17 protein-coding genes and 1 rRNA gene are annotated in these 24437 nt (G+C 33.1%); 9 read left to right on the top strand and 9 right to left on the bottom strand.

From position 1 onward, the window contains the following. Positions 1-243: 243 nt before the first annotated feature. The 5 genes from N4A45_07165 to N4A45_07185 all read right to left on the bottom strand — a co-directional run bounded on the left by N4A45_07165 (position 244) and on the right by N4A45_07185 (position 5258). Complete coding sequence (locus N4A45_07165; protein MCT4664997.1) at positions 244-1137, bottom strand: OmpA family protein; 894 nt, start codon at positions 1135-1137, stop codon at positions 244-246. Positions 1138-1141: 4 nt separating this feature from the next. After that, positions 1142-2131: a DUF4837 family protein gene (locus N4A45_07170; GenBank protein MCT4664998.1), complete on the bottom strand. Its 990-nt coding sequence runs from the start codon at positions 2129-2131 to the stop codon at positions 1142-1144. A gap of 189 nt (positions 2132-2320) precedes the next feature. After that, positions 2321-3568, bottom strand: coding sequence for a transglycosylase SLT domain-containing protein (locus N4A45_07175; protein MCT4664999.1), 1248 nt, complete (start codon positions 3566-3568; stop codon positions 2321-2323). Between the two features lie 65 nt (positions 3569-3633). Continuing rightward, entirely contained in the window at positions 3634-5058 is a 1425-nt protein-coding gene (gene gatA, locus N4A45_07180; protein ID MCT4665000.1) for an Asp-tRNA(Asn)/Glu-tRNA(Gln) amidotransferase subunit GatA, read from the bottom strand. A 2-nt stretch (positions 5059-5060) separates the two neighbouring features. Further along, complete coding sequence (locus N4A45_07185) at positions 5061-5258, bottom strand: twin-arginine translocase TatA/TatE family subunit (protein ID MCT4665001.1); 198 nt, start codon at positions 5256-5258, stop codon at positions 5061-5063. 509 nt (positions 5259-5767) lie between these two features. Between N4A45_07185 and N4A45_07190 the strand changes: the two genes are divergently transcribed. Beyond that, the gene (locus N4A45_07190; protein MCT4665002.1) at positions 5768-8419 is read left to right on the top strand and encodes a hypothetical protein; all 2652 of its coding nucleotides are present in this window, start codon (positions 5768-5770) and stop codon (positions 8417-8419) included. A gap of 228 nt (positions 8420-8647) precedes the next feature. Here N4A45_07190 and N4A45_07195 read toward each other — a convergent pair whose 3' ends face one another. After that, positions 8648-9148: an endonuclease V gene (locus tag N4A45_07195; protein ID MCT4665003.1), complete on the bottom strand. Its 501-nt coding sequence runs from the start codon at positions 9146-9148 to the stop codon at positions 8648-8650. Positions 9149-9464: 316 nt separating this feature from the next. After that, the gene (rpsA, locus tag N4A45_07200) at positions 9465-11225 is read right to left on the bottom strand and encodes a 30S ribosomal protein S1 (GenBank protein MCT4665004.1); all 1761 of its coding nucleotides are present in this window, start codon (positions 11223-11225) and stop codon (positions 9465-9467) included. 417 nt (positions 11226-11642) lie between these two features. Between rpsA and N4A45_07205 the strand changes: the two genes are divergently transcribed. The 8 genes from N4A45_07205 to N4A45_07240 all read left to right on the top strand — a co-directional run bounded on the left by N4A45_07205 (position 11643) and on the right by N4A45_07240 (position 22651). After that, entirely contained in the window at positions 11643-12425 is a 783-nt protein-coding gene (locus N4A45_07205) for a formate/nitrite transporter family protein (GenBank protein MCT4665005.1), read from the top strand. Next, positions 12406-13296 (top strand): 4-hydroxy-tetrahydrodipicolinate synthase, encoded by an 891-nt coding sequence (gene dapA / locus N4A45_07210; protein MCT4665006.1) that lies wholly within the window; start codon positions 12406-12408, stop codon positions 13294-13296. The genes N4A45_07205 and dapA overlap by 20 nt, the downstream gene beginning before the upstream one ends. A 12-nt stretch (positions 13297-13308) precedes the next feature. Then, complete coding sequence (gene uvrB / locus N4A45_07215; GenBank protein ID MCT4665007.1) at positions 13309-15303, top strand: excinuclease ABC subunit UvrB; 1995 nt, start codon at positions 13309-13311, stop codon at positions 15301-15303. After that, a complete protein-coding gene (locus N4A45_07220; GenBank protein ID MCT4665008.1) occupies positions 15296-15976 on the top strand; it encodes an SCO family protein in 681 nt (226 codons plus the stop codon). The genes uvrB and N4A45_07220 overlap by 8 nt, the downstream gene beginning before the upstream one ends. A gap of 218 nt (positions 15977-16194) precedes the next feature. Continuing rightward, on the top strand, positions 16195-19572 hold the full coding sequence (gene secA, locus N4A45_07225; GenBank protein MCT4665009.1) for a preprotein translocase subunit SecA: 3378 nt from the start codon (positions 16195-16197) through the stop codon (positions 19570-19572). Positions 19573-19920: 348 nt separating this feature from the next. Next, positions 19921-21594, top strand: a complete 1674-nt coding sequence (locus N4A45_07230; GenBank protein MCT4665010.1) for an RluA family pseudouridine synthase — start codon at positions 19921-19923, stop codon at positions 21592-21594. Between the two features lie 109 nt (positions 21595-21703). Continuing rightward, positions 21704-22087: a DUF1801 domain-containing protein gene (locus N4A45_07235; protein MCT4665011.1), complete on the top strand. Its 384-nt coding sequence runs from the start codon at positions 21704-21706 to the stop codon at positions 22085-22087. A gap of 24 nt (positions 22088-22111) precedes the next feature. After that, on the top strand, positions 22112-22651 hold the full coding sequence (locus tag N4A45_07240) for an RNA methyltransferase (GenBank protein ID MCT4665012.1): 540 nt from the start codon (positions 22112-22114) through the stop codon (positions 22649-22651). Between the two features lie 538 nt (positions 22652-23189). On the opposite strand, the gene N4A45_07245 is transcribed toward N4A45_07240, so the two are convergent. Continuing rightward, a complete protein-coding gene (locus N4A45_07245; GenBank protein ID MCT4665013.1) occupies positions 23190-24047 on the bottom strand; it encodes a hypothetical protein in 858 nt (285 codons plus the stop codon). Between the two features lie 303 nt (positions 24048-24350). Beyond that, positions 24351-24437: ribosomal RNA gene (rrf, locus tag N4A45_07250) — 5S ribosomal RNA — on the bottom strand; the annotation flags it as partial.

Consider the following 24437-nt stretch of genomic DNA (forward strand, 5'->3'; position numbering starts at 1 on the left):
CTTGTTAAGTGTGTATCTTTTAGAAAAAAGGCTTATAAGTTCTAAAACTCTATCCGCAAAAATCAATACATATTCACAAATATTTATTATTGAATAGCATCCTAATTGTTTTTTTACTCCTTTTAAGGGACGTCTTTTTCGTGCTCTTTATGGCACATCTGTATCATATTGAGCATAAAAAAAGCCCCACAATCATTATCGTATTGTAGGGCTTAATTTATAAAAAGTAAGATTTATTTTTGTCTACTTAGATTCCAAAAGTTTTTCGAAAGCTGTTAAATCTGGGATAATCACCACTTCTATTCGTCTGTTTTTTGCTAAATCTAATTGGGTATTTCCTTCAGAAATTGGGCTATATAAGCTTCTACCTGCTGCGGTAATTCGCTTTTTATTTATTTGGGTATTTTTTAAGAGCTCTCTTACTACTGTAGTGGCTCTTTTTACACTCAAGTCCCAATTATCTTTTATGAAATTATTTCCATTATAGGCTTTTTTGTCTGTATGTCCTTCAATCATTACATTGAGGGTAGGATCAGAAGCTAAAACTTTTGATAATTTTGAAATAGCCGTTTTTGCCTCATTATTCAAATCCCATCTTCCAGATTTAAAAAGCATTGAGTTATCCATAGAAACATATAGTTTCCCTTCTTTATTATGGATTTTCACACCTTTTCCTTGATAAGATTTCAATGCCTGGATGAGTTTTTCTTTCACTCCTTGCATTTGATTTTCTTTTTGAGCCAATAATTTTTCTAACTTTTCAAGTCTTTCCTCACGTTTTTTTAGATCGGCAATTAATTGCTTCACCTTTGCTGCCTTTTGTGTGATGGCTCCTTCATTTGTATTAATCAGGTCATTATAGCTTTCGTTGAGCGAATTTAGTTGATCTTTTAAATACTTTTTCTCTGTTTCTAAAATCGATACTCGATTTTCAAGAGATTTTGTTTGATTTCCTTTTGCAACATAATTATTATTAAGATTGTCTATCTTAGATTGTTGAGTTGCTAATTCTTCATTCAAATTTCTATTTTGATTCTCTAAAGCTGTTTTTTCACTTTTGAGTTCGTCAAATTGTTTTTGCGATACACAAGATGTTAAACCAATCGCTAAAACTGGTAAAATCCAAAAATTTTTCATCGTATTATTTTTTAATTACTTCAATGCTATGAAGTATTGCTTCTAGTTCTCGAAGGTAAAACATTTTATCATATTTTGGACAATAAAGAAATGCTTCTACATAAATCATCTTTCCTCTATTGGGATCTGCAAAGCTATATCTAATGAAATAACCGCCCATAAAATCGTTGACTAATTTCCACCATCCTCTTGTTCTTATTCCAAATGTACCATTAACATCAATGGTGTCTGAAACTGGCGGAATATAATATTCGGTAGTCATATATGAGTTTTCTCTACCACCTGGTAGATGCGCCCTACAAAGTGTATCTCTTCTGTCAAGAATTTGTTCAATTTTATATTGATCTTCAGAAATATAATCTTCTTCATAAATCGTTATTGATTCAATTACGTGGGGTTTATCTCTTTTAAACCAATAGAAATCGGCTGAATCAGAAACCAATCTAAAATCGCCTGGTATTACCACTCTTAAATTGTTATTGGATTCAAAAAGATCTTTCACACCTTCCAGCATTTTTACAGAATTTTCTTTGGAAATTCTTTCTAAATCTGCTTCATAGAAATAATTAAATAGTGTTTTTGATGCCTTTTGGATTTGGTCTGCCATTTCTGGGCGATTTTTAAATCTTATTTGCATCAACTTTTGATCTTGAGCCCAGAGTTCATCGTAGGTTTTTATTTTTTGAATAGAATCTGTTTTAGAAACTATCAAAATATTTTGATGTGTTTTAAGAATTCTAGAGAAATGTTCTTTTTGAATTCGGATAATATTAAAGAAAGGTTCTGTTTTTAAAAGCAAAGGATAATCTCTCTCATAAATAGCCTGTAACTCTTTTCCTATCCCATTTTCCCATTCTAGGCTATCGCAAACAACCAATATTTCGGAATGTCTTCCTGTAGATTCTGGTAAAATTCTTCTAGAAGATTCCTCACTCCCACAACTTAGAAACAATAAAGAAATAATTGTAACTAATCCTAACAAACTTCTTTTCATATCACAAACTCTTTTAATGCTAATTTCTAACTACTAAATTCTATTTATTCTTTTTATTTCCCAAACTCAGTTAATAATAAAATTGCATTTATTTTGATTACCTAATCGAGTGTCTGCTAAGAGATAATACCATTTATGGTTTTATTTACTCATGGCATGACATTAAAAAACAATTAGAACAAAGAACGTTTATTTATAAATAACGAGTTTTTTACCTACTTTAATCCTATTTGAACGAAGTCTGTTCCATGCTTTTATTTTCTTTACCGAAGTATTAAATTTTTGAGCAATGGTTCCCAAAACATCACCAGATTTTACGGTGTAAGTGACTCTTTTTCCTGATCTGCGATAATACTCATTCACCTGTTTCACTTTTGGATAATGGATTTTATGCTTTTTTTCATAAGCTGCCAAAAGTTCTTCTAGTTCAAAGTTTTTATCAATCCACAAACCTGATTTTGTAACGGGAATTACCAGTGGATATTGTTTTGTTTCACTACCTGGAATAATTTTTATTTTATACTGAGGATTCAAAAACGTTAGGTGTTTCATTTCTAAATCCAAAATTTTGGAAACAAATTTCAGGGGCATTTTCCGATCTATTTGAAGCGTTTTTGTTTGTTCACTCAAATAGATTGGTTTGATATAACGAATATTATGCTCTTTGTAATATTTAAACAGATAATTAAGTGCAATAAATCTTGGAATATATCCTTGTGTTTCTTTTGGCAAATAAGGCTGAATTGCCCAATAATCCCATTTTCCGTTTCCAAGTCTCAATGCTTTGTTTACATTTCCTGGTCCAGAATTATAAGCTGCCAAAGCTAGAAGCCAATCTCCATAAATGTCATATAAATAGTTAATATACTTCCCCGCAGCATGAGTAGATTTTGCAGGCTCCGATCTTTCATCTAAATATGAGTTTATGGTTAATCCATTTGCTTTCCCCGTGTGATACATAAATTGCCAAAGCCCCGTAGCTCCCATTCGGGATTCGGCTATAGGATTTAAACCAGATTCCATCACAGGAATGTATTTAAATTCCATTGGTATTTTATTTTTATCAAGGGCTTGCTCAAAAATTGGAAAATAAAACTTTGCTCTTCCTCTCCACAATGCCATGTTTTTTGAAGAGGAATTTAAAAAACGTTTGATTTCTTTTTTTACCGAAGGTGTTAAATGAAAATGAATAGGTGATTCTTTATCCATTTCCTTAAAACGTTCTTCTAAAACAGAGTCTGTAATATGGGAAAACAATCGTTCTCCATTCCATACAAAAGTATCTTCCTCATGCACACGAAATGTATTAAATAGATGTAGATCTATGGAATCTAACCTAGCACTTGATGCTTCTATCTCATAAGACATTAAGCTATCTGGAGGCATCGCTACGCTATTTAACGCAACAAAAGATAATAATATTATTAAATACTTCATAAAATTATTTTAAAATAGAAAAGACCATCAAAAGATGGTCTTTTTATAAAAATCGTTAGAGATACCTAACTCATATCCACGATATATTTAGAAAAACTCAATAGTTCTTTTTCCTTAAACTTATCAGCCATAAGCTGCACACCAAAAGGAAGTCCGTTACTGTGTTTACCAATTGGGAGAGAAATTGCTGTATTTCCTACTAAGTTGGCATGAACGGTAAAGATATCTTCAAGATACAGTTTTGTAGGATCTGTAATAGGTTGACCTAACTCAAAGGCTGTATGCGGTGTTGTAGGGACAATAATAAAGTCATAATTTTCAAAAATTTCCTTTGTTTTATCAGAAAGGAGTCTTCTTACTTGTTGTGCTTTTGTATAATATGCATCATAGTAACCAGAGCTTAATACAAATGTTCCTAATAAAATTCTTCTTTTTACCTCATCACCAAATCCTTCAGTTCTGGTATTTTGATAAATACTTTCTAAATCTGTTCCTTTTTCTGATCGATACCCAAAATGTACGCCATCATATCTTGCAAGGTTTGAGGAAGCTTCAGCTGTAGAAATCACATAATAAGTAGGAACAAGATAATCCAAATAAGGAAAATCTATGGCTTCTACAGTATGTCCTTCTGCTTTTAGTGTTTCAATTGTTTTTAAAACTTGGGCTTTAATTTCAGGATCAAGACCTTCGCTTTCAACATATTCTTTTAAAAAGGCTATTTTTTTCTTTCCTTCTATTTTTGAAGGTTGAAAAGAATCTATTTCTTTATCAGAAGAGCTTGCGTCTTTAGGGTCTTTTCCAGAAATAATTTCGGTAAGTAGAGCAATATCTTCAATAGAATTGGCAAAAGGACCAATTTGATCTAAAGAAGATGCAAATGCAATGAGTCCGTTTCTTGAAACACGTCCGTAAGTAGGTTTAAGCCCATAGACACCACAAAAAGAAGCTGGTTGACGAATTGATCCTCCTGTATCGGAACCTAAAGTTGCCAAGCACATATCTGCAGCTACAGCAGCTGCACTTGCACCAGATGAACCACCAGGAACTTTTGTATGGTCTAAAGGATTTTTCACAGGACCATAAGCGGAATTCTCATTTGCTGATCCCATTGCAAATTCATCACAATTAAGCCTTCCTATAATCACAGCATCTTCTGCCAGAAGTTTTTCAACAACTGTTGCAGAATAAAGGCTTTCAAAATTTTCTAATATTTTGGAAGCTGCTGTTACTTTGTGATTCTTATAACAGATATTATCTTTAATACCGATTACCATTCCAGCCAGTTTCCCAGCCTTTCCTTCTTTGATTTTTTGATCAATTACTTCGGCTTGCTCCAATGCTTCGTCTGTGTACACTTCAACAAAAGCATTAATTTCGGTATTCTTTTCTTCAATATTCTTTAAGAAATATTTTACTTGTTCTAAACAAGAGGAATTTCCTTTTTGAATATCATTTTGAATATCTGATAGACAAGTGTATTTTGCCATAATTACTTATCAGTGTCTTTGTTCTCTATTTTTTTTTCGTCTTCGTCCTTGGTGGCATCTTTAAATTCTTTGATTCCAGAACCAAGACCGCGCATCAGCTCAGGTATTTTTCTACCTCCAAAAAGAAGTAAAATAACAGCAACAATAATGAGAATTTGATATCCTCCAAGCATTCCAAGCATGAGTAATGATAAATTCATAATCCTAGTTTGATTTAATGAAGTAACAAATTTAATAAAGTTTTTGTGGGAACAAGTATGATCTTCCCAAGAAGATGTAGAATTCTTTGGGATTTACAGTATTTCTTATCAGAATATAAACCTTGATTTTTTTCAAAATACACATACAGTTAAAATCACTATATCTTTTATAACCTTCAGCAGAATATAATAATACAATTAAATAACACGCTCACTAGTTGAATTCACTCAAAGAATTCAAAAAATGTTATTCTTCAAAAAAACCATTCAACCGCAATATAGATAATTTCATCAATAACCAATGTTGTATTGCTTGCAGCGTAAAAAAACCATTATAAATGAAAAAACGCTCTTACATGAGTTATTTAGGGGTTGTTTTCTTATTTAATATTTAACCATTGATATGATCCCCTATTCACATCTTAAAGTACAGGTCTTTTTTTTTATAAAAATTCAATCACACTATCTTAAATTTGAACTTATATTCTAATACATATCAACTAATTAACATGAAAAAAATCATACAACTCACCTTATTTTTTGGATGTATATCTCAATTAAGTTTAGGACAGTTAACCAATTTAAATTTTGGTTTAGAAGCTGGAACCTCTACTTACTCAAGCAAGTATTTTAATGGAAGTACGAACCTCAGTAGATTACCAAAAGCTGATCATCCTATTTCTAATGCCGTTTTTGCCGTCCATTTACGTCAGCAAATTGCTAGCTTTATGGACCTAGGAGCAAAATATTCTATTTCTACCATTCGAGATTTAAATCTAAACTTAAGTAATGTCAATGGTTTTGAATCAGAATTCAATAGCTTTCATTTTGGCACGAGGATTTATCCAGATGCGTTTTTCTGGGGCAACAAAGAGCCTTTTGCTCATGTTTTTGTTGGTGTAGGAGCATATTATGGTAGCCATCATATTACAAAATTTAGAGCTACTAGCCTCACTGATATTTTGGAATACGATAATAAAAAAAGCATCTCAGGAATTTTTGGACTTAATTATGAAGCTGGAATTGAAGTAAAACTTTCAAAAAGTGCTGGTTTGGTCTTTACTCATGAATGGTTTAATCTTAATAATATTGAATTTAATGATTTTTTAAGAAAGGATGAATCACCTAACTATAAGTTAAGCAATTTCAAAATAGGACTTATGTTTGATCTAGGTGGTACTTCTGATAATAAAATTCCAATTAAAAAATGGAATTCTACAAAAACATTACGAAATAAAAGAATACAGATAGCCCAAGCTGAAATTGAAAGAAAAAAGGGTAAGAAAATTATTATTATTAAAAGAAAGAAAAACACTGGAGGTGATTCTCCAAAATACTTGGTTTCAAGTAATGATACAATAGAAAACGTAACAATAATAGATAACTCTGACCAAAAAGAGGTGCATTTTGAGAAACCTGTAATGAAAAGCACCATGCACCAAACCGTTTTTACAGACGATAAAGAAACTGTGGTAAATACCACAGAATTAGGAAACAAAGAAGTATCACAAGCTGAACTCAGACAATATATTGCAGATTTAGTTCTATCCGAATCTTCGGTAGATTCTGTTCAAAATATACAATCGAATTCAACAGAGTTAGCTGTAAATAATACAGTAAAAAAGGAAAATAAAAAAATTGATATTAAAGATTTCGTCCGTGATAATAAACCAGAAATAAACACTACTGTGGTTTCTGAAAAAAATGATCGTGAAATCAGGCCTCAGCTTATAGAAGAAAGACCCATAAAAAACACTTCTAGTAAACGAAAGAAAGGAGTCGATATCAGTCAGTTTTTAGGGCTTGTAAAAAGAAAGAAAAAGCAAACAAAACAAGAACCCATTGAGGATATTTCAAATACTCAAGAAAGTAAAATCTCCCAAGAATCAAAATCAGACAGCACTTATATTGCTTCTCTCGCTAATGAAGTTAATAATAACAGACAAAACAATATTACACCTGTAGTATCAGCGGAGGTTTCTGTTGAATCAAATAAATCTTTAGAAATAGATACTGAAAACCTTGAGCTAAAGACAAAAGCAAGAAAACCTTCCCTAAAAGAAGAAAAGGTTGAAATTGTTTTAGAAAATGGAATAAAGAAAAGTCCTATCGATGTGAATAAGTTTGTAAAAAAGGATCCTATTTATAATCAATTAACTTTAGATAATAGTATTTCTCAATTGAATCTAAAAGAACCAAAATCAATTGTTGAGGAAACTAAAAACACTAAACCTATTCAAAAAAATGAATCTGAAAAGTTAGCTGACACACAAAAACAAGAGATAACACCAATTGTTGAGGAGGTTAAAAACGTTGAACCGATTCAAAAAAATGACTCTGAAAAGTTAACTGACACACGAAAACAAGAGATAACACCAATTGTTGAGGAGGTTAAAAACGTTGAACCGATTCAAAAAAATGACTCTGAAAAGTTAGCAATTACACATAATCAAAAAGAACATGAAGAGACACCTCGATCAATTAAAAATCAATCTGTAAATGAAACATCAAATGTTGTTCAAAATACAGTTCAAAACTTTGCGGCTTCTCCAGTAGCCACAATCGTAAAAAAACCAAAAAACTCTGTATCCTCTATTGAGCCAAAAACAGAAGAGGAGAAAACAATCATAGCGGAAACAGAAAATAATATTATTTCATCAACAACGAACAAGGAGGGAAAAAAGGAAGTTATAAACACTTCAGCAGAAACATTTGATGACAATTTCATGTTGCACCATCCTGCACAAAAAAGCAAAAAAATTGTATCTAATGTGTCAGCTCCTGTTGACGCTTCATTGCATGAGCATGCAAAAAAGAAAAAAGAAAAAGTTCAAAATGAAGTTACTGATTCAAAAGAAGAAACCTCTTCAAAGAGAAAAGAACAAATCATTAAAACCCTAAAATACTCAAAAGACAGCCATATATTAAATAAAGGAGATCAAAAGAAACTCAAAGAAATTATTGTGATGCTTAGGAAAAATCCTAACAAAAAAATTCACCTAGAATTACTTGGAAAAAACCCACTTAATTCCAAAAGAATGGCTCTACTATACACCGATTTTACGATAAAAAACAGTATAGATGAATCTAGAATAATCAGTCAAAAATATACTACAAACTCCACAAAGGAAGATATTTTAAAGGTTATCGTATTGAAATAATCCATGATATTTGATGAGAAATAAACGACACTTAAAATGGTCTGAATCATAATATATTGAGTCCTGTTTATTTGAAACATATTATTCAACCCAACGATTGATTTTCGTTGGGTTTTTTAATTTGGGTTTGTTTATTCATACTCCGTCCTTAACTTAAATATATGGGTATGTTTAATAATTTTATTCTCTATTTTTACATGAGTTCAATAATGTTTCTACACGGAATAGTTACAATAATCTTGTTAATTGATCCACTGTTTTCAAAATTTCAGGCATTCTATACACACCATGCATATTTTTTATGTTTTCTATGGCTTCTTCTGTATTGTAATCTATACTAGAAACAAATAGAGGAGAATTACTTTTCCCTCTATAAATAGGAAATGACACCTTATCTGTTTCATAAAAACTTTTTTTAGCTACACCTATTACAGGTATTTTTTTATCTAAGGATTTCCATAAAAAGCCCCCCAATCCAAAATTTTTATTATTGTCTATATAACAGTGTCCATCTACAATAATAGCCTGTAATTCATCAAATTTTACTTGTTTTAATAATTCTAATATACAAGGTAATTCTCTTTTATAAAAGTTACCGGGTTCATAAGGTAATACTTTATTGTATTGGCAACTTATTATCTTAATAGGTTCTACATCTTCCCATTGGAACAAAGCACCAACAACTTTGGCTCTTTGTTCTTTATAGTATACGTCTATGGCTAGTAGCATTATTCTAATATTTTTTTTGCTTGGGATAATATCTGTTACGGTAATTATACCGCTTACGTTGTTAATTTACTCACTGTTTAAGCCCCTTTGAATAGCTTGTCCCGATTTTTCGGGAGGGAAAGGGGGATCTTATACCAAGTAAACGCATCCGAAAAAGAAGCTAGAACTTATGGGTAAATTAACACCGCAAACGGTATTACAACTTTTGCCTTTTGTTATTGTAAACAGACTGATTTCTCAAAAGTAATTATATCTGTACAAAAAAACCACTCTGCAAGCAGAGTGGTTTTTTAGAATATTAAAAAGGAATCAGAGATTATTTGCTCTCGTTATCCATTTTGTTTTTCAAGTCTGCTAGTGCAGAAATATCACCAAGCGTAGATTTCTCAGCTTGTGCATTCAATCTGCTTACAGCATCTTTATTCTTCTTGTTGCTTTTTACAGCTTCATCACGGAAGATAGCACTATGAGAAACAACAACTTTTTGAGATCCTTTGTTAAATTCAATTACTTTGAATTTAACAACATCACCTTTAGCTAATGCTCCACCTTCTTCTTTTTGCATGTGACGGTTAGGACAGAAAGCAGTTACTTTTTCGTCTTCAAAAAGGATGCTTCCACCTTTATCACCAGCTTCTACTACTTTTCCTTCGTGCTCAGATCCTTCTGCGAAGATTGTAGAGAATGCTTCCCATGGGTTTTCTGTAACGTGCTTGTGACCTAGGCTCAATCTTCTGTTTTCAACATCGATTTCAAGAACCTTAGCTTCTAGCTCATCTCCTATTTTACAGAAGTCACCTGGATGCTTGATTTTCTCAGTCCAAGAAAGATCAGAAATGTGGATTAATCCATCAATTCCTTCTTCTAGTTCTAGGAATAATCCGAAGTGAGTAAAGTTTCTTACTTTACCTTTGATTGTACTTCCTTGTGGGTATTTTTCGTTAATATCAGCCCATGGATCTGGAGTCAATTGCTTGATACCAAGAGACATTTTACGCTCTTCTCTATCCAAAGTAAGGATTACAGCTTCTACTTCATCACCTACTTTTACAAAGTCACCTGCTGATCTCAAGTGTGTTGACCAAGACATTTCTGAAACGTGAACAAGACCTTCTACACCTGGTAGAATTTCTACAAATGCTCCATAATCTGCCAATACAACTACTTTACCTTTTACAGTATCACCTACCTTAGCTTCCTCTGCCAATGCATCCCATGGATGTGCAGAAAGTTGCTTAAGTCCAAGCTGAATTCTTGTTTTCTCCTCATCGAAGTCAAGAATTACGATATTAATTTTTTGATCTAGCTCAACAATTTCCGATGGATGGTTGATTCTTGACCAAGATAAATCTGTGATGTGTACTAAACCATCAATACCTCCAAGATCTACGAATACACCGTAAGAAGTGATGTTCTTAACAGTTCCTTCAAGTACTTGACCTTTTTCAAGTTTAGAGATGATTTCTTTCTTTTGTTGCTCAATATCAGCCTCAATAAGTGCTTTGTGAGATACAACAACGTTTTTGAATTCATGGTTGATTTTTACTACCTTGAATTCCATGTTTTTACCTACATACTGATCGTAATCACGGATAGGCTTAACATCGATTTGAGATCCTGGCAAGAAAGCCTCAATTCCAAATACATCTACGATCATACCACCCTTAGTTCTGCACTTAACATAACCATGGATTGTAGTTTCTTCGTCAAATGATTTATTGATTTTATCCCATGAAGCAATTGCTCTTGCTTTTTTATGTGATAATTTCAATGCTCCATACTTGTCTTCTCTTTGATCGATAATTACATCTACACGATCTCCAATTTTTAAGTCTGGGTTATAACGGAATTCATTTAAAGAAATAACTCCTTCCGATTTTGCTCCAATTTCGATAATCGCTTCTCTTTCTGTAAGAGCGGTTACGAAACCATCAATAACAGCGTTTTCGTTGATAGAACTTAAAGTTCCTTCATACATAGCTGTCATTTCTTTCATTGATTCGTCTGAGTATGAACTCTGACCTTGTTCGAACTTTTCCCAATCGAAGTTCTCTAAGTTGTTAGTCTCTTCTGACATACAAATTGCTTTGATAAGAGTGGTTTTGTATCAGATTTACAAGGCGTTACTACACTTTATCATTTTTTTTAAGTTAATACTTATGTCTTTTTCTCTAATACCAATACCTAAAAAAGACCCGCAAAATTATGCAATTATTTTGAAAAACAGAGGATTGAACAGCTTTTTATTCTCGATACAATTTTTGATTTCATTGCATTTCATCAAAAACCACTCGAACTGACAAGAAATTATATCGAGTATGTCAGTTCGAGTGATTTCTTTGGAGAGAAACGGAAAAGAAATTGTATCGAGAACAACATCAAAAAACGTATATTTTATCAAGTTTTTAAATCTTTTTGTTCAAAATCTAATGATCCATCAAAAAAAACAACTTCATGACAATAAAAGCCATTAAATTTGCCAAAATATTTACGAATGACACTAACGGGTTTTACAGATAAAATTGTAGAAAAGAAGAACCAAACCAACGTTTTATCTTTATTGATTTTAGGATTTTTTGGAGGAGCTTTTATTGCTTTAGGTGGGTTACTTTCTGTACAAGTGGCAGGTGGGTTACCAGCACTTCAGGTCGAAAATCCGGGTATGGTAAAATTCATTTTTGGTGCATTATTTCCTTTAGGGCTTATTCTGGTTGCTTTAGCTGGTGCCGAACTTTTCACGGGAAACACTTCTTATTATCCTCCTGTTATTATGGGGAAAAAAGCCACTTTTAAAGATCAAATGAAAAATTGGACATTGGTCTATTTGTCCAATTTTATTGGAGCCTTGTTTGTGGCATATTTTTTAACTTATTTAGCAGAACTTTTGGGAGAACCTCAAATGAATTTTGCAAAAACCATTGCCGAAAAAAAAGTGCATTTATCTTTTGAAGTGGCTTTTTTGAGAGCTATTGGTTGTAATTGGTTAGTTTGTTTAGCTCTTTGGATGGCTTTTAGAACAGAAAGTTTTGCAGGAAAAGTATTAGTTATTTGGTTTCCTATCATGGGTTTTGTAGCTATGGGAATGGAACACAGTATTGCCAATCAGTTTTTTATTCCTTTGGGAATGTTCTTGGGAGCTCCTATTTCTTGGGGCGATTTTTTAGTAAATAATTTAATCCCAGTTACACTTGGGAATATTGTTGGAGGTGCATTTTTTGTAGGAACCTTATATTATTGGATTGATAAAAAAAATCATGATGGAAAACATAAAATTTAGAGGAACAGGAGTCGCTATTGTTACTCCATTTAACACCGATTTTTCGGTAGATTATCATTCTTTGGAAGCATTGGTAAAAGATATGCACCAAGGGCAAGTTGAATTTTTAGTGATTCTTGGTACCACAGGAGAATCTGTTACTTTATCTAAAGAAGAAAAAGCAGATATTATTCAATTTGTAATTGATAAAAACAAAGGGAAGCTGCCCTTAGTTCTTGGTATTGGAGGAAACAATACCGCAGAAATGGTTCATCAAATTCAAGAATGTCCTGAAGGAATTGATGCTATTTTATCGGTTTCTCCTTTTTATAATAAACCTTCTCAAGAAGGAATTTATCAACACTTTTCGGCTTTAGCCAAAGTAGCACCAAAACCGATCATTCTATATAATGTTCCAGGAAGAACGAGTTCTAATATGGAGCCTGAAACAGTTTTAAGATTAGCCAATGATTTTGGTAATATTATCGCCGTAAAAGAAGCAAAAGGAGACCTTAATCAAGCCATGAAGCTTATAGAAAATAAACCAAAAGATTTCTTGGTACTTTCTGGTGACGATGCCATTACTTGCGCCATGACTCTCATGGGTGGAGATGGTGTAATCTCGGTTCAAGCTATGGGAGCTCCAAAAGTGTTTAGTGATATGGTTCGTTTTGCTTTAGAAGGAAAAAAAGAAGAAGCTTTAAAAAATCATTATATTCAAAACACTATGATGGATCTTATTTTTGAAGAAGGAAATCCTGCAGGAATAAAATCGGCACTAAAATCTAGAGGAATCATTACAACAGATGAAGTAAGATTGCCTTTAATAAAGGCTTCTAAATCTTTAGAAGAAAAAATAAACACAGAGCTTAAAAAAATAGCAAATCTGTAAGATAAAAACACTATGGCATTTGATTTACATTCGTCCTACAAACCTGCTGGAGACCAACCCGAAGCAATAAAACAATTGGTAAAAGGTGTAGAGGAAGGCTTGCCCGCTCAAACTTTATTAGGAATTACGGGCTCTGGGAAAACTTTTACTGTTGCGAATGTTATTAAAGAACTGGGGAAACCTACTTTGGTTTTATCTCATAACAAAACTTTGGCGGCACAACTTTATGGAGAGCTTAAAGAATTTTTTCCCAATAATGCTGTAGAGTATTTCGTATCTTATTATGATTATTACCAACCTGAAGCTTATATTCCCACCACAGGAACCTATATAGAAAAAGATTTATCTATTAATGAAGATATTGAGAAACTAAGATTAGCCGCAACTTCAGCATTGCTTTCAGGAAGAAGAGATGTCATTGTTGTTTCTTCCGTTTCTTGTATCTACGGAATAGGAAATCCTGAAGAGTTTAATAAAAACACTATTGAACTCAACGTAGGAATGGAAGTAAGCAGAAATAGCCTTCTTCATGCTTTTAATTCTTCTTTGTACTCAAGAACAGAAACAGAATTTAGAGCTGGAAACTTTAGAGTAAAAGGAGATACTGTAGATATTTTCCCTGCCTATGGAGATATTTATTATCGTTTGCACTTTTGGGACGAAGAGCTAGAGGCCATTGAAAGTAGAGATCCCGTAGGAAATCATAAAATAGAATCCTTAGATCGGCTCACTGTATATCCTGCCAATCTTTTTGTTACTTCACAAGATGTCCTTAATGGTGCCATGAAACAAATCCGTTTGGATTTAGGGCAACGCTTAGATTATCTAAGAGATGAAGGAAAACGTCTTGAGGCAAAACGCTTGGAAGAAAGGGTGAACTATGATTTAGAAATGATTCAAGAATTAGGCTACTGCTCGGGAATCGAGAACTATTCTCGTTATTTAGACGGAAGAGTTCCTGGAGCCCGCCCTTTCTGCCTGATTGATTATTTTCCTGACGATTTTTTAATGGTCATTGATGAAAGTCACGTAACTATTCCACAAATTAGAGCCATGTATGGCGGTGACCGATCAAGAAAAGAAAACTTAGTAGAATTTGGTTTTCGTTTACCATCAGCATTAGATAATAGACCCTTGCAGTTTGGAGAGTTTGAACAAGTGGTTAGTCAAACTATTTATATTTCTGCCACACCAGCAGATTATGAACTTCAAGAGTCTGAAGGAATGTTTATAGAGCAAATTATCCGTCCAACAGGTTTGCTTGATCCCGAAATAGAGGTGAGACCAAGCGGAAACCAAGTGGATGACTTGATGGAAGAAATCAAAATAAGAGCTGAAATAGATGAGCGAGTTTTAGTCACCACACTTACTAAAAGAATGGCAGAAGAACTGACGACGTATTTGGGGAAATATGGAGTTCGCTGTGCCTATATCCATTCGGATGTTGATACAATGAATCGGATAGAAATCATGCATAATCTTAGAAAAGGGTTCTATGATGTATTGATAGGGGTAAACTTACTGAGAGAAGGTTTAGATTTACCCGAAGTTTCTTTAGTAGCAATTCTTGATGCCGATAAGGAAGGTTTTCTTAGATCTGAAAGAAGCTTGGTGCAAACTATAGGGCGTGCTGCCAGAAATCCCAAAGGAAAAGCCATTTTATATGCCGACAAGATTACCAATTCTATGGAAAAAACGATATCGGCAACAGAAAGACGAAGAAGTATCCAGATTGCCCATAATGAAAAACATGGAATTACTCCCAAAGCATTAAAAAAGGAAATTAAATCGGTTTTTGATACAATTTCAAAACCAAAAGAAGAAGAAAAAGATATTCTAGAAAGCGTTGCTGAAAGCGAAATGGAATATCTATCGAAAAAACAAATTCAGCAAAAAGTAAAAAAACTTAGAGTAGCCATGGAACGAGCGGCCGATGAGCTAGACTTTCCTAGAGCTGCAAAACTAAGAGACGAAATCAAAAGACTAAAAGAATTAATTGATGAGTAAAGCACAAAACAAAGGAGGAGCCGTAAAAATTATCGTTTTTATTGGGGTATTATTAGTAGCAGCACTTGTTGCTATGCCTATGTTTCAGAGGGAAGCAAAACTAAGAGTTTTTTCTCCAGCAGATGTCAATCCTTTATTGGTAGATGAATCTTTGCAAGGAAAAAAAGGTGCCCATTCTATCGCAGATTTTTCTCTAATAAATCAAAAAGGTGAGCTAGTATCTAAGAAGAATTTTGAGGGGAAAATTAAAATAGTAGATTTCTTTTTTACTACTTGTACGAATATCTGCCCAAAAATGACTTTTCAAATGGAACGTGTGAATGAAAAATTTGCTGATGATAATGATTTAGTCATTCTTTCACACTCTGTAACACCCAAAGAAGATACACCAGAGGTTCTTTGGGAATATGGTAAGGAACATGGAGCAAAACTACCAAAATGGCAGCTGCTCACAGGAGAACTTCAGCATATTAATGATTTGGCAAGAAAATCTTATTTCGCTGCTAAAAAAGAATGGAAAGGAGATTTTGGAGATTTTATCCATACCGAAAATTTTGTTCTAGTGGACAAAGAATGGAGAATTCGTGGATACTATGACGGAACCAATCGTCAAGATATTAATCGTTTAATGAAAGAATATCTGATCCTTAAAAAGGAATATGAATTGAAATAGGTTTTATGATTTCATCAAAAAACATCTTTTGAAGATTATTGATATTCACAACCATTTTCTACAAAAACACCTACGTTTTGATCCGTTAAATCAAATTATATCTGCCAATCTGTCTACAATATTCAAAATGGAATTTTTTTTGACAAACTGATCACGAATTTTTTAGTATAACACTCAGATTAGTGTATTTTTGTTACTTTGAATAAACAAGGAAATCCATGGGATTATTAGATAACGTATTATCCAAGTTTTTTGGATCTAAAGCGGATAGAGATATCAAGGCTATTCAGCCTATCGTAAAACAGATAAATGCAGAATATGAGAAACTGCACAACCTTTCTCATGATGATTTAAGAGCCAAAACTTTAACTTTTAAAGAAGCACTAAATTTAGCTGTTGCCGATTTTGAAAAAGAAATTAAGGATCTTAATATTCAAGCAGAAAAGGAAGAATCTATCGAGAAAAAAGAAGCTCTTTATAATCAGATTGATGAACTAAAAACTCAATCTTATGAAGCTTCTGAAAAAGTACTAGAAAAGATTCTACCAGAAGCTTTTGCTGTTGTGAAAGAAACAGCAAGAAGATTTGCTGAAAACGAAAGTATAGAAGTTACTGCTACCGAAATGGATAAAGATTTGGCCATGGACAATGGACATATCACTATTGATGGTGAAAAAGCCGTATGGAACACGACTTGGGAAGCTGGAGGAAATGAAATAAAGTGGAATATGGTTCACTTTGATGTTCAGCTTATTGGAGGAAATGTACTTACTAGCGGAAAAGTAGCCGAAATGCAAACAGGAGAAGGAAAAACTTTAGTTTCCACCCTTCCTGTTTACCTTAATGCACTTACAGGTAATGGTGTTCACCTTGTAACCGTAAACAATTATCTTGCTACCCGTGACCGTGACTGGATGGGACCTCTTTATGAATTCCATGGACTTACAGTAGATTGTATTGATATTCACCAGCCTAATAGCCCAGAAAGAAAAGAGGCATATCTGGCAGATATTACCTACGGAACGAATAATGAATTCGGTTTTGACTATTTGCGTGACAATATGGCTCAAAACCCTGAAGATTTAGTTCAAAGAAAACACAATTACGCCATTATTGATGAGGTGGATTCTGTTTTAATTGATGATGCTCGTACTCCACTGATCATTTCTGGACCTGTGCCACAGAGTTCTTCTAGTCATGAAGTATATGATTCATTGAAGGTTTTTGTAGAAAAACTCGTTCAAGCTCAGAAAAAACTGATCACAAAAGAACTTTCTAGCGCTAAATCTCTAATATCAAGTGGTGACTCTAAAGAAGGTGGTAAAAAACTTTTAAGATCATTTAGAGGTCTTCCAAGAAATAAAGCTATGATCAAATATCTTTCGGAAGATGGAGTAAAAACACTACTTCAAAAAACCGAAAACTACTATATGCAAGACCAAAACAAGGAAATGCATATTATTGATGATGATCTTTATTTCACTATTGAAGAAAAGAACAATCAAATAGAATTAACCGATAAAGGTTTTTCACTTTTGAGTCAACATGTAGCCGATGAACATTTCTTTATTCTTCCAGATATTGCTACAGAAATCGACAAGTTTCAAGGACGTGAAGACGAAGGAGCCATCGCTGAAAAAGATGCGCTTTTGAGAGACTACTCTATCAAGAGTGAACGAATTCATGCCATGAACCAATTACTTAGAGCCTATACATTATTCGAAAAAGAAGTAGAATATGTAGTTATGGACAATAAAGTAAAAATTGTTGATGAGCAAACAGGACGTATTATGGAAGGAAGACGTTATTCAGACGGACTCCACCAAGCGATTGAAGCAAAAGAAGCGGTGAATATCGAAGCTTCTACACAAACTTTTGCTACCGTTACCCTTCAGAACTATTTCCGTATGTACAATAAACTATCGGGAATGACAGGTACTGCAGAAACAGAAGCAAAAGAACTTTGGGATATTTATGAACTAGATGTTGTAATAATCCCTACAAACAGACCTATTCTAAGAAAAGATCACCAAGACAAAGTTTATAAAACCAATAGAGAAAAATTTAATGCAGTTGTAGAAGAAATTGAAGAATTAACCAAAGCTGGACGCCCAGTATTGGTAGGAACCACTTCTGTAGAAATATCAGAGCTACTCTCTCGTTTTCTTAAAATGAAGGGAATAGATCATGATGTTTTGAATGCCAAACAACATGCCCGTGAAGCAGAAATAGTTGCCAAAGCTGGTCATCGTTCTGCCGTAACTATTGCTACCAATATGGCAGGTCGTGGAACAGATATCAAACTAAGTGACGAAGTAAAAACCAATGGAGGTCTTGCCATCATTGGAACAGAAAGACATGATTCTAGACGTGTTGACAGACAGTTAAGAGGTCGTTCTGGTCGTCAAGGAGATCCAGGTTCTTCACAATTCTTTGTTTCTTTAGAAGACAAACTCATGCGTCTTTTTGGATCAGAAAGAATTGCCAAAATGATGGATAGAATGAATATGCAAGAGGGAGAAGTTATTCAGCACTCTATGATTACTCGTTCTATAGAAAATGCACAAAAGAAAGTAGAAGAAAATAACTTTGGAGTACGTAAAAGACTTCTTGAATATGATGATGCCATTAACTCTCAGCGTGAAGTAGTTTACAAAAGAAGACGCCATGCATTATTTGGAGAAAGACTACAAGTAGATATTGCTAATACTTTTGAGGATATGACTAGCTTAATCGTTAACAGCTTTAAGCCAATGAACGATTTTGATGGATTCTCCATAGAAATGATTAGAGTATTTGCCATGAATTCACCGTTTTCAAAAGAAGACTTTGAAAATACCAAAGCTCCAGAACTTTCTCAAAAACTTTATGATGCCGTAATAACACATTACCATGAAAAAGCAGATAGAGTAAGAAATAATGTATTCCCAGTAGTAAAACAGGTATATGAAGATCAAAGTAATAGCTTTGAGAATATGATGATTCCATTTACTGATGGTCAAAAAGCTATTCAAATTCGATCAAACCTTGAAACAGCTTTCCAATCTGAAGGAAAAACACTAATTACAGATCTTGAAAAAGGAATTTCATTAGCCATTATCGATGAAGCTTGGAAAGAGCATTTAAGAGAAATGGATTCTTTAAAACAATCTGTTCAAAATGCTGTTTACGAGCAAAAAGATCCACTTTTAATTTATAAAATGGAATCTTTTAACCTCTTTACTGCGATGCTTGAAAATGTAAGTAGAGATATGATTTCTTTCTTATCTAAAGCTGAAATTCCTATGCAAGAAGCTCCACAAGAACAAGTAGAACTTCAGCAAGTAGAAATAAACAACGCTTCTGCTAACCAGCAACAAGTAACAACAGCTCAAGAAAAGAAGCAAGACAACAATACTGGAAACCAAGGTGGATGGGTAACAAATACTTCAGAACCATCAATGAATCAAAATAACCCAGACCCAAGAATGCTCTCTACCAATAGAGACGAAGCTGGAGAAAATAAAAAACCAGCAAAAAGTATGAAAGTAGGAAGAAACGAACCTTGCCCATGTGGATCTGGAAAGAAATATAAACAATGCCACGGAAAGAACTAAAGTTCTTTTTGTGTCAGGTAAAATCATTCAAAAAGCTACTTCATTTTCTAAAACGAAGTAGCTTTTTTTTGTAAATAATTCCATTTATGGTGTTAATTCACTCACTGTCATAAGCCCCCTTTGAATAGCTTGTCCCGATTTTTCGGGAGGGAAAAGGTATATTACACAAAGTAAACACCTCGAAAAAGAAACTAAAAAAATGTTATTCGATTATCAAACAAGATATAACATCCCCCTACCTCCCTTCAAAAGGGGGAATTGATAATCACTCAGTAAAAAAAATCCATTTATGTATTAATTTACTGACATGATAAAATCATTTTAGCACTACAAAAAAACGCTTATCCAATGACCCAAAAACAATCTATTTTTACTGTATTTGAAGATCTAGCTAAGGAAATTGATTTGCCTAAAAAATTTACTTTTCCGTTTTATTATCAACCACATCCTTTAGCTATTTCAGCCTCCAAAATATTACAAAATCGACTAATAAATGACTCAATACTCTCAGAGTATTTTGAAAAAAACGAAGAGGCTGTAGGAAAAATGTTTGGAGTCTTAGTGGTAAAAAACAAGAATCATCAATTGGGATTTATTTCTGCTTTTTCGGGAAAACTGATGGATAGCATGCATTATCCAGGCTTTACTCCTCCCCTTTTTGACGTTCATCATCATGATGGATTTTATAAAAAAGAAGAAAGCAAACAAAATCAACTTACTGCCGAAATTCATAAGCTTGAAAACGACTCTACTTATCTTCTTTTAGAGCAAGAGTTTCAAAATATTTCAAGAGAACAAAATGATGCTCTAGAAAAAATCAAAAAAGATTTACAGAACAAAAGGATTATTAGAAGAGCAATTAGAAAAAAAGTAAAAGAAACGGGAAGTCCACAAGAAATTGAAGAAATAACAAAAAAACACGCTATTGAAAGCCTAAAAGCCAAACAGTTTTTGCAAAAAGAACAAAAAAAATGGGAGGAAAAAACAGCTCCAACACGCACCATACTCACGGCGAAAAAAGAACAGATTTCATTGCTTAAAACAACAAGAAAAAAGAAATCTCAAGAACTTCAAAACTGGATTTTTGAAAACTATATTTTTCATAATGCTCGCCAAGAATCCAATAGCCTAAAAGATATTTTTATCAGACAAAGAGGTATTGTGCCGCCTGCTGGAACAGGTGAGTGCGCTGCTCCAAAGCTTCTAGAATTTGCTTATAAAAACGACTATCAGCCATTGGCTTTAGCCGAATTTTGGTGGGGACCCTCACCGCCATCGCAAATTAGAAAACAAGGAAACTTTTACCCATCTTGCCGTAGCAAATGTGAACCCATTTTAGGCTTTATGCTTCAAGGTTTAGAAATAAACGAAAACCCGATGCTCCAAAACCCAGCAGAAGGCAAAAAATTTGAAACAATCTTTGAAGACGAAGATCTCTTAGTCATTAATAAACCCGCTGAGTTTCTCTCTGTTCCTGGGAAAAACATTAGTGATTCTGTGGAAACTCGATTAAAGCAAAAATACTTAAATTACTCCGGTCCTTTTTTAGTTCATAGACTTGATATGTCAACTTCTGGACTACTTTTGGCAGCCAAAAATAAAAAAGCACATGAGATTCTTCAAAAACAATTTCTCAAAAAAACCATTAATAAAGAATATATCGCCCTTTTAGATGGTGAAATTCAAAAACAGAATGGCTTTATTGATCTGCCACTAAGAGTAGATTTAGATAATCGTCCTTACCAATTAGTTTGCCATAAGCACGGAAAAAATGCAAGAACACAGTACGAAGTTTTGGAAACTAAAAACGGAAAAACAAAGGTTAAGCTCTTTCCTATCACTGGTAGAACGCATCAGCTTAGAGTGCATTGTGCTCATAAAAATGGACTCAATACACCAATTATTGGAGACGATTTATATGGAACAAAAAGAGAAAGGCTTTGTCTTCATGCCCAAAGCATCTCTTTTGATCATCCAGTTACGGGTGAAAAAATGTCTTTTTCTGTAAAAGCTGAATTTTGAAAATCACTATAACGAAGGGTGGAAAAAAAATGTCTTTTGCATATTCTTGATATTTTACAATACCGATAATAATAGCTAATTTTATCTTTCTGTAAAAACACCCAAAGTCATGGCAAAAAAAGGCGGAATGCCCACATATAAAACTATTGATGATTATATCGAAAATCAAAAAATTGAGGCTCAAGAAATTTTAAAAGAAATCAGAGCCATTATTCATCAAACCCTCCCAGATGTTGAGGAAGTGGAAAACACTAAAGCTCCAAATTTTAAGTTGAATCCTAAAAACAAAAGCAACCAACAACTTATGATGGCTGCTTATGCTAAATTTGTATCCTTCTACCCTTTTCCGTCAACTTTAGAGGCGTTTAAAGACCAACTAGGTGATTTTGAATTGGGAAAAGGAGTGGTGAAGTTTCCGTTCAATCAAAATTTACCAAAAGAACTCCTTCAAGAAATGATTCGCTATCGTTATCAAGAACTTGATAAAGAATAAATCAAAGAAAGTCTTATAAAAAAGATGAACAAAAAAATAAAAAACGAAGAACTCGGAAGACTCAATATCACCGATTTTAAAAGTGCTGATAAAAGTCCTATTTATATCGTGATTGATAATCTGCGTTCCTTAAATAATATTGGTTCTATTTTTCGAACTGCAGATGCATTTAGGGTAAAAAAAATCTTTATCTGCGGAATATCTGCAACCCCGCCGCATAAAGAAATCCATAAAACCGCACTTGGAGCAACGGAGTCTGTAGCATGGGAATATTTTGAAAAAACGGAACACTGTATTCAGTTTTTACAGCAAAAATCCATTGAATGTTTTGCTTTAGAACAAACAAAAGACAGCATTTCATTAGATCAGTTTAGTTATCCTACAGGAAAAGAAATAGCAATTGTTTTAGGAAATGAAGTAGAAGGTGTACAACAAACGGTTGTAAACCTCTGTGAGCATGCCATTGAAATTCCACAATATGGAACAAAACATTCTTTTAATGTTTCGGTAAGTAATGGTATTTGTCTTTGGGAAATTTTTCAAAAATGGAAAGATACTTTGTAGAAGTATCCATTTTATGGAGACACTCTCCGTAAAATGAATAAGTTATGAGATACTGCCATTCATGATTACGCTAGTAATTTAATTGAGCAAAAAAAAATCAATCAATAGGTCTGTTGTTATGATGAAGTCTTATTACTTGATCATAATTTAGACCTTATATTGAGTCTTGTTCTAAGGTGATTACTATAGATTTATTAAAGTTATCAAACATAATTTTCTTAGGAAGACAACCTGTATTCGCAGCATAAATATAGGATTTTCAAGTAATTAATTCAGGTTTAAAACCTAAAGCTTCCATCAAAATCAGAGGTAGAGTATGCTTTAACAGTGTCATTATAATATAAGAGTATAATGGCAGAGTGAAACTTTTGAGGTTTTGGAATTGGGTATATTTTACCTGCTAAAAATTTTATTTTTTTGGTTTTATTGCTTTACTTCTAATAAACTAATTGTGTGCCTAGTAAATAATGATACAACTATTTGATCTAAGTCGACCCTGATGTTTTGGGTTGCTTACTGAGTTAAACTACAAGAAAACTTAGACTAAGTTATTTGCGTTAGTCTGAATCAATTCATCGACACTTATTCTCTTTTTATTCGAAAAATTATCATAAATACTATCGTCAGAAACAATCATCGACTCTTCCGTCGATTTAAGATAAAGTAAATGCGTTAAATCTGTAAAGTCATTAGTTGCTGGAGAATTATGCGTAACCATCTTATTCGCACAAAATTTAGAAAATGCGTGAATATAGTCAGTAATTAGTCTATTATACGATTCATAAATCTCCATATCTGAGCTATCAATCCCTTTATCTTTAATCATCAAACCTAGAGCATAAATCGTAAAACTCTGATTAGATATTTTTTCATTTGTAAAAAAAGCATCTAAATCTCTGTTCTTATCTATTTTATAATTAATACCATTAAAATTAAATTCATTTTCTCCATTCTGCACGATATCCTTTATCCATTTATTTCCTTTTATTGTATTCTCAATAAATCCTTTGCTCCATGTGTTATCCAGATTTTTAAAATAATCAAAATTATATTTCTGTGTTCTATATGCATCATTATTAGAAAAAATCTCAAACGATTCAGAAGACAACACATTATCAATGATCTGCATAAGTGGCTCTACACGCTCTTCTAAGTAATCATAATTTGCTGTTATATCAAAACTATCAAATATTTTTTTTTCGGGCATTTCGCGATCTATAAAAATATTTGAATTCTTTACTTTATTTAAGATATTTTTTCTTCTATTGAAATTGTCTTTTTTAATACCTGACACCAATTCATACAAAGAAAAAATTGAAGTGAATAAATTTTTCTTGTTCTCAGCACAGATTTTCTCAATAGAATAAAGTGCATTTGTTTCTAAATAATATCTCATATCTCTTATTGCTCTAAAATTAATGTAAAAAACAAACCTTTACATAATATAGAAATGTATACTTCCCAATAATTTGATACTTACTTCACGTAATTTCAAATGCATAAAAAGTCCAGTAAAATCTATCTGTAAGGTGTATTTAGCAGCTCAATTTCTGTTTTTGCATATCCTAACACCAAAATACGAAAAATACAGGTAACGACCTCACCATCAGAAAAAAATCCCCCTCAAAAACCCACTACTTCCCTAAAAAAAAGGCACAAAAAAACCCTTTCTATTTCTAGAAAGGGTTTCTTTTTGTAAGAATGGCGGCGACATACTCTCCCACTTACGTAGTACCATCTGCGCTAGTGGACTTAACTGCTCTGTTCGGAATGGAAAGAGGTGAGC

The sequence above is a fragment of the Flavobacteriales bacterium genome, assembly GCA_025210805.1.
Taxonomy (GTDB): Bacteria; Bacteroidota; Bacteroidia; order Flavobacteriales; family CAJXXR01; genus JAOAQX01.